At 68.6% G+C, this 6018-nt stretch carries 4 protein-coding genes; 1 reads left to right on the top strand and 3 read right to left on the bottom strand.

Going from position 1 to position 6018, the window contains the following annotated elements; translation table 11 throughout:
- The 3 genes from VKG64_17535 to VKG64_17525 form a co-directional block, all read right to left on the bottom strand.
- A partial coding sequence (locus VKG64_17535) for an ATP-dependent DNA helicase (protein HKB26841.1) occupies positions 1–2665 on the bottom strand: 2665 nt, incomplete at its 3' end.
- A 21-nt stretch (positions 2666–2686) separates the two neighbouring features.
- The gene (locus VKG64_17530; GenBank protein ID HKB26840.1) at positions 2687–3631 is read right to left on the bottom strand and encodes a sugar kinase; all 945 of its coding nucleotides are present in this window, start codon (positions 3629–3631) and stop codon (positions 2687–2689) included.
- A 4-nt stretch (positions 3632–3635) separates the two neighbouring features.
- Positions 3636–4460 carry a hypothetical protein gene (locus VKG64_17525; GenBank protein HKB26839.1) on the bottom strand — a complete coding sequence of 275 codons (825 nt, stop codon included), beginning with the start codon at positions 4458–4460 and terminating at the stop codon, positions 3636–3638.
- A 131-nt stretch (positions 4461–4591) separates the two neighbouring features.
- Here VKG64_17525 and VKG64_17520 point away from each other — a divergent pair, with 131 nt between their 5' ends.
- A complete protein-coding gene (locus VKG64_17520; GenBank protein HKB26838.1) occupies positions 4592–5833 on the top strand; it encodes a beta-ketoacyl-[acyl-carrier-protein] synthase family protein in 1242 nt (413 codons plus the stop codon).
- Positions 5834–6018: the final 185 nt, after the last annotated feature.

The raw sequence follows: 6018 nt of genomic DNA, 5'->3' as shown, positions 1-6018 counted from the left end.
GGCGGTCGGCCACCGCCTGCGTCGCGACGTCGCCGGTCTTGTAGTCGATGATCGTGGCGCCGAACAGGTCCTGGTCCACGCGGTCGAAGCGGCCGCGCACGCGGTCGGCGCCGAGCGTGAACCCGAACTCCTTCTCGACGTACGTGGGCTTCTGCCCCGCCGCCTCCTCCTCGTGCCAGAAGCGCGTGAGCGCGCGCCGGCCCGCCGCCTTGCGCGCCTCCTCGTGCTCCCACGTGAGGAAGCCCTGGTTGTCCCACTCGCGCTCGTAGACGGCCAGGAGGTCCTCGAGCGAGGTGTAGTTGCCCGCGGCGCGGCGCAGGAGGTAGTACTCGACGACCTTGTGGATCGTGCTGCCGTAGACGACCGGGTGGTGCCGCAGGATCGGGACGCGCAGGAGATGGATGTAGCGGTACTTGAGCGGGCACGTCTGGTAGTCGTCCACCTGCTTGTGGCTGATCAGCAGCTCCTGGTCCGGCGGGATCGGCGCCAGCGTCGCGTCATCGGGCGCGGCGGGCGGCGCGAACAGCTGGATCTCCTCGACCGCCTTCGCCTTGAAGGGGCGCGCGGCGTCCTTCGGCAGGTCGAGCGCCTCCAGAACGAACTGGCTCACCTTGCGCTGCCGCGCGCCGCCGTAGTCGCGCGCGCTCGTCAGGTAGAGCTCGCGCTTCGCGCGCGTCATCCCGACGTAGAAGAGCCGTCGCTCCTCCTGCCGCTGGAAGTCGCCCGCCGGCAGCGTCTCCCGGATCAGCTCGACGGGCACCTCGAGCGCCTCCCGGCGGCCGCGCAGCGGGAACTTGTCCTGCACGAGGGCGACGAGGAAGACCACGGGGAACTCGAGTCCCTTCGCCTTGTGGACCGTGAGCACGCGCACGGCCGGTGTCTCGACGTCCGCCTCGGCGACGGCCGGGTCCTCCCCGGCGTCGATCAGCGCGTCCAGGTGGTTCACGAACTCGCGCAGGTTGTCGTAGCGGAGGGCCTTCGAGGCGTCCTGGACCCGGCGGAAGAACTTCGAGATGTTCTGCACCTCCGCCTCGTCGCGCGCGGTCGCCGCCTTGGACATCCGCGCGAGCCAGCCCGAGTCCACGAGGAACTGGTAGAGGACCTCGCCGGTCGGCATCTCGCGCGCGAGCTCCATGTAGCGCGTGAGGTCCGCCACGAGCCGCCGGATCGCCGCGCGTCCCTCCTCCTCCAGCTCGTCGCGGATCTCGCGGATCTCGTCCGCGCGCCGGAACACGTCGAAGAGCCAGCGGTGGCGGCGGTCGGCGTAGGTGGAGCAGCGCGTGACGTCCACGATCGGCACCTGGTAGATGTCCGACAGCGCGAGGTAGTGAACGCTCACCGAGTCGTCGGGATGCGCCACCGCGCGGAGGAACGCGATGAGCAGGCGGATCTCCGGCCGGCCGTAGAGCCCCGCGTTGCCCGAGAAGGTCCACGGGACGCCGCGGAGGTTGAACGAGCGCAGGAACTGGTCGGCGTCGCCGTTCGAGCGCACCAGGACGGCGACGTCGTCGTACGTCCACGCGCGCGCCTCGACGCGCTCGCGGATCAGCTGCGCCACCGCGTCGGCCTCCTGGCTCGCGGTCTCGTAGTGGAGGGGCTGCGGCTCGGGGCCGTCGGGCTGCCGCACGGCGGCGAGCTTCTTGGTGACCCCGTACCGCCGGCCCTCCTCGCTCTCCTCGAGCCGGTCGGGATTGTTCACGATCAGGCGGTACGCCGCGTCGAGGATCCGGTGGTGCGAGCGGTAGTTCTCCGTGAGGACGACGACGCGCGCCGGCGGGAAGTGCCGGAGGAAGCTCCGGAAGTTCGACACCGCCGCGCCCCGCCAGCGGTAGATCGCCTGGTTGTCGTCGCCGACGGCCGCGACGTGCGCGTGGCGCGCGGTCAGGAGCTTCACGACCTCGAACTGGGCCCAGTTCGTGTCCTGGAACTCGTCCACGAGCACGTACTTGAAGCGGCGCTGGAGGCCGCCGAGCACGTGGGACCGCACGCGCAAGAGCCGGAGGGCCAGCACGATCTGGTCGCCGAAGTCGATCGCGCCGCTCGCGGCCATGAGCTCCTGGTACTTCGCGTACGTGCGCGCGAGCTCCCCGTGCTGCGCCGCCCGCGCGGCGAGCTCCGCGTCCCCGGGCGCCGCGGCCGCGAGCGCGCCGAGGCGCTCGGCGTGCGCCGCGTACTCGTCGGGCGGGATGTCCTCGTCCTTCAGGCGGCTGACGAGCGTGATCAGCGCCTGGATGTGCCGCGTCGGGTCGCCGAGGGGCCGGTAGCGCTCGAGCGGGAACTGGAAGAGCCGGTCGCGGATGAAGATGACCTGTTCGGCGCGGTTGAGCACACGGAAGTCGGGCTGCAGCCCCAGCTCGAGCGCGTGCTCGCGCAGGAGCCGGTCGCCGAAGGCGTGGAACGTCGCGATCTCGACGTCGGCATAGCCGTAGGGCACGAGCTGATCGACGCGCTCCTCCATCTCGGCGGCGGCCTTGTCGGTGAACGTGAGCGCGAGGATCTCTTCGGGGCGCGCCTTCTTCTGCGCGATGAGCCAGGCGATCCGGCGGGTGATGACGGTGGTCTTGCCGGTGCCGGCACCGGCGATGATCAGGAGGGGACCAGCGTCGTGGGTGACGGCCTCGCGCTGCGCGTCGTTGAGGCCGTCGAGGACGCGATCCCCCGCCATACCGCTTCGACTATAGCAGCATCACCGTCGGACGTCGGGCCCGCCGGCCAGCAGCTCCTCGACGTCTCGCGGCGTCACGAGCGCGATGTCCCCCCACATGGAGCACTTGAGCGCGGCGACGGCGTTCCCGACCTCGACGGCCTCCTGGAGCTCGCGCTTGCCGAGCACCGCCCAGAGGAAGCCCGCGACGTACGCGTCGCCGGCGCCGATCGGATCCACCATCTGCACGCTGAACCGGTGGCGCGGCCGGTAGAAGCGCTGGCTGTCGAGCACCGTCGAGCCCGCCTCGCCCTGCTGCAGGCTCACCGTCGCCTTTGGCGCGAGCCGGGCCAGCGCCTCGAGCATCTGCTCGACGGTGCCGGTGAGGTTGAAGATCGCGCGCGCCTCGCCGTCGCCGAGAAAGAGATAGCGCACCTCGGGCAGCACCTCGTCGAGGAACCGGCGCGCGTCGGCGAGCCCCCAGAGGCTCGCGCGATAGTTCACGTCGAACGAGAACGCGCGCGCCTCGCGCATCGCGCGCCGGACGAGGGCGCGCGGGCCGTCGCCGAGCGCCGGCGTGATGCCGGTCAGGTGGACGAGCCCCGCGCGGCGCACCGGCTCCCAGTCCACCTCGGCCTCCGCCATGCGGGCGAAGGCGGAGTCGCGGCGGTCGTAGAGAACGCGCACGGGCCGCGGCGGCACGCCGTACTCGAGGAAGTAGAGGCCCAGGCGGGCGTTCTCGCGCATGTGGACGAAGGCGCAGTCCACCCCGTGACCCGCGAGCTCGCGCCGGACGCGCTCGCCCCAGGGGTTCGCCGGCAGCGATGAGATCCAGGCGACCCTGAGGCCGAGCCGCGCGCACGCAGCCGCCACGTTCGCCTCGGCACCGCCGATCTGCACATCGAGCCGGTGCGCGGTCTCGACGCGAGCGGGTGACGGGATGGCGAGGCGTAGGAGCACCTCGCCCAGAGTGACGAGATCGTGCATCTAGCTAGGAGGGCTGGGGCGCGGGGGACCGCAGCTCGACCTTGACGCTCGTCCCGAGCATCATGCCAAGGGTCAGGAGCTCGGGGCGCTTGTCGTAGCCGAACGTGATCCGCCCGGGCTGGTCCCGCCGAGCCCAGGAGGAAAAGCCGGTCAGGTCGAACAGCGCCGTCCGCTTTCCCGACGCGGCGTCGAACGCAACCTTCAGCGTGATGGGCACTAGCTCGGCGCGGTAGGCGCTCTGGGCGTCGTCTGGCCCCTCGTCATCCGCCTTCTTGCGGCGGACGACGTGCGTCCGGTAGGTGCCGTCTTCCTGCGGCAACCAGCGTGCGTCGGCGTAGTTGAGCATCGCGCTCAGCGAGTCGTCCACGTGCAGCTCCTCCGGCACCGGCACGACGTCGTCCGCCACTCTCAACTTCCGGAGGAAGAAGGTCTCGCCCCTGAAGTGGTACGCGATCGTGCGACGCGTCCAGTCGTAGGCGATGTCCGAGCGCGACTTGCGCCCCTTCACGCTGAAGAAGGAGTGCGACTCCTGCGGCGCCCACCGCCCGTTCAGGAGGACCCCGCTCGACTCGATACGGTTGGCGATACCGTCCCCCTCGCCCGCGATCTTCACCTCGTAGGAGCCCGCAGCCCGATCCACTGTCTCGCTGAGCGTCCCCTCCAGGTGGTAGCCGAGCATCCCGTAGAGGATCCCGACGTCCACGGCGTAAGTGCCCCGTCGCGAGTCCGGCGCCGCCCGAGCCCGGTCCCACGGCAGGGCCGCCGGGGCGAGCAGGAGCGCGAGGGGCAGGGTGAGGAATCGACGGCGGCTGAGCGGCGGCCTGGACATGGGTGGTCGGTTCGCCTATTCTACCAGCCTCCGAGGGTATAACTTGGCCGTTTGGCCGGTCTCTTGTTAACGTAAGCGCCGGGTTCTGTGGAGCAAACGACAACCGGCGCTGCCGGGGGGAGTCCCGTCGAATGAAGCGCCAACCCGTCATCACGGGGCTCGGTATCCTCTCCCCTATCGGCGTCGGCGTCGACAAGTTCTGGGCCGCCGCGAAGGCGGGCAAATCGGGTATCCGCACGCCGACGCTGTTTGACGCGTCGAAGCTTCCCCGGGAATGCCAGATGGTCGGCGAGGTTCGCGATTTCAACGCCCGTGACTGGATGCCGCTTTCAATCATAAAGGTCGCGGGGCGCTTCAGTCAGTTCGCGATCGCGGCCGGGAAGATGGCCCTGAAGGACAGTCGCCTTGATCTCTCGGCGTTACCAGCCGAACGCTTCATGGTCTCGATGGGAACCTCGATGAGCGGCCTCGTGGACGTCGAGCACTCAAATTTTCTCTCCTTCCTTCATGGCGAAGACATGCGTCCCTGGACAGTTCTCGAGTATCCGGGACATGCGGCGACGAGCCACTTGGCTATCAGTGTCGGAGCGCGCGGGCAAACGGCCAGCATTGCGACTGCCTGCGTCGCGGGCCTGGATGCGGTCGCGTGGGCGGCTGAAAAGATCGAACGCGGCGACGCTGCCGCGGTCCTAGCGGGGGCCACGGAAACGCCGCTCTCTGCGGCCTCCATTGAAGCGTTCCGTGCCCTTGGAGCACTGTCTAGTTGGTCTGGGCGACCAGCCGAGGCGAGCCGACCGTTCGACAAGCTCAGAAGTGGCTTGGTCCTCGCGGAGGGCGCGGCAATCATCGTTGTCGAAGATGAGAGTTCAGCAAGAGCGAGAGGAGCACCGATCTACGCGCGCATCCTCGGAGTCGGCAGCGTCACGGAAGGGGCACATATGCGGAACGTCGACGCGACCGGCGAATATGCAGCCCGCGCGATGGAAGCGGCAATCCGACACGCTCAGCTTTCGGCCGAAGACATTGACTTCGTCTGTGCTCACGGAAACGCTCTAGTCGATTACGATGCCGCAGAAACTGCAGGAATAAAGCGCGCCCTCGGCAAACGAGCTTGGTGCGTGCCGGTTTCTTCGATCAAGTCTATGTGCGGCCAGGCTTTGGCAGCCAGTGGAGCAATGCAGATTGTGGCCTCTTGCCTTGCGATCCGTGACAGCATCGTGCCACCAACGATCAACTACACCGTCCCAGATCCGGCGTGCGACCTCGATTACGTTCCCAACGTCTCCCGCGCTATCCGCCTGCGAACTGCTCTCATCCATGCTCAGAGTATCGGCGGTTCGCATGCCGCCATCGTTCTGGGCACTCCGAACTAAAGGGCGTGCGCTCAGTCTCTCTCGTGTCTCTCGCGGTCGTGCTCGGAGTCTTGGCCGTCTATGTTTGGAGGGCTCGCGCCGATAGTCCTGTCAATCGCTGGTTTGCAATCCTCACTTTCACGATTACCGGCTGGATCCTCGGCATCGGCGGGGTCGAAAGCGGTTCGCATACCGAGTTCTGGGGT

The sequence above is a fragment of the Candidatus Methylomirabilota bacterium genome (assembly GCA_035260325.1).
GTDB lineage: Bacteria > Methylomirabilota > Methylomirabilia > Rokubacteriales > CSP1-6 > AR19.
This window is presented reverse-complemented; position numbering and strand designations above follow the sequence as displayed.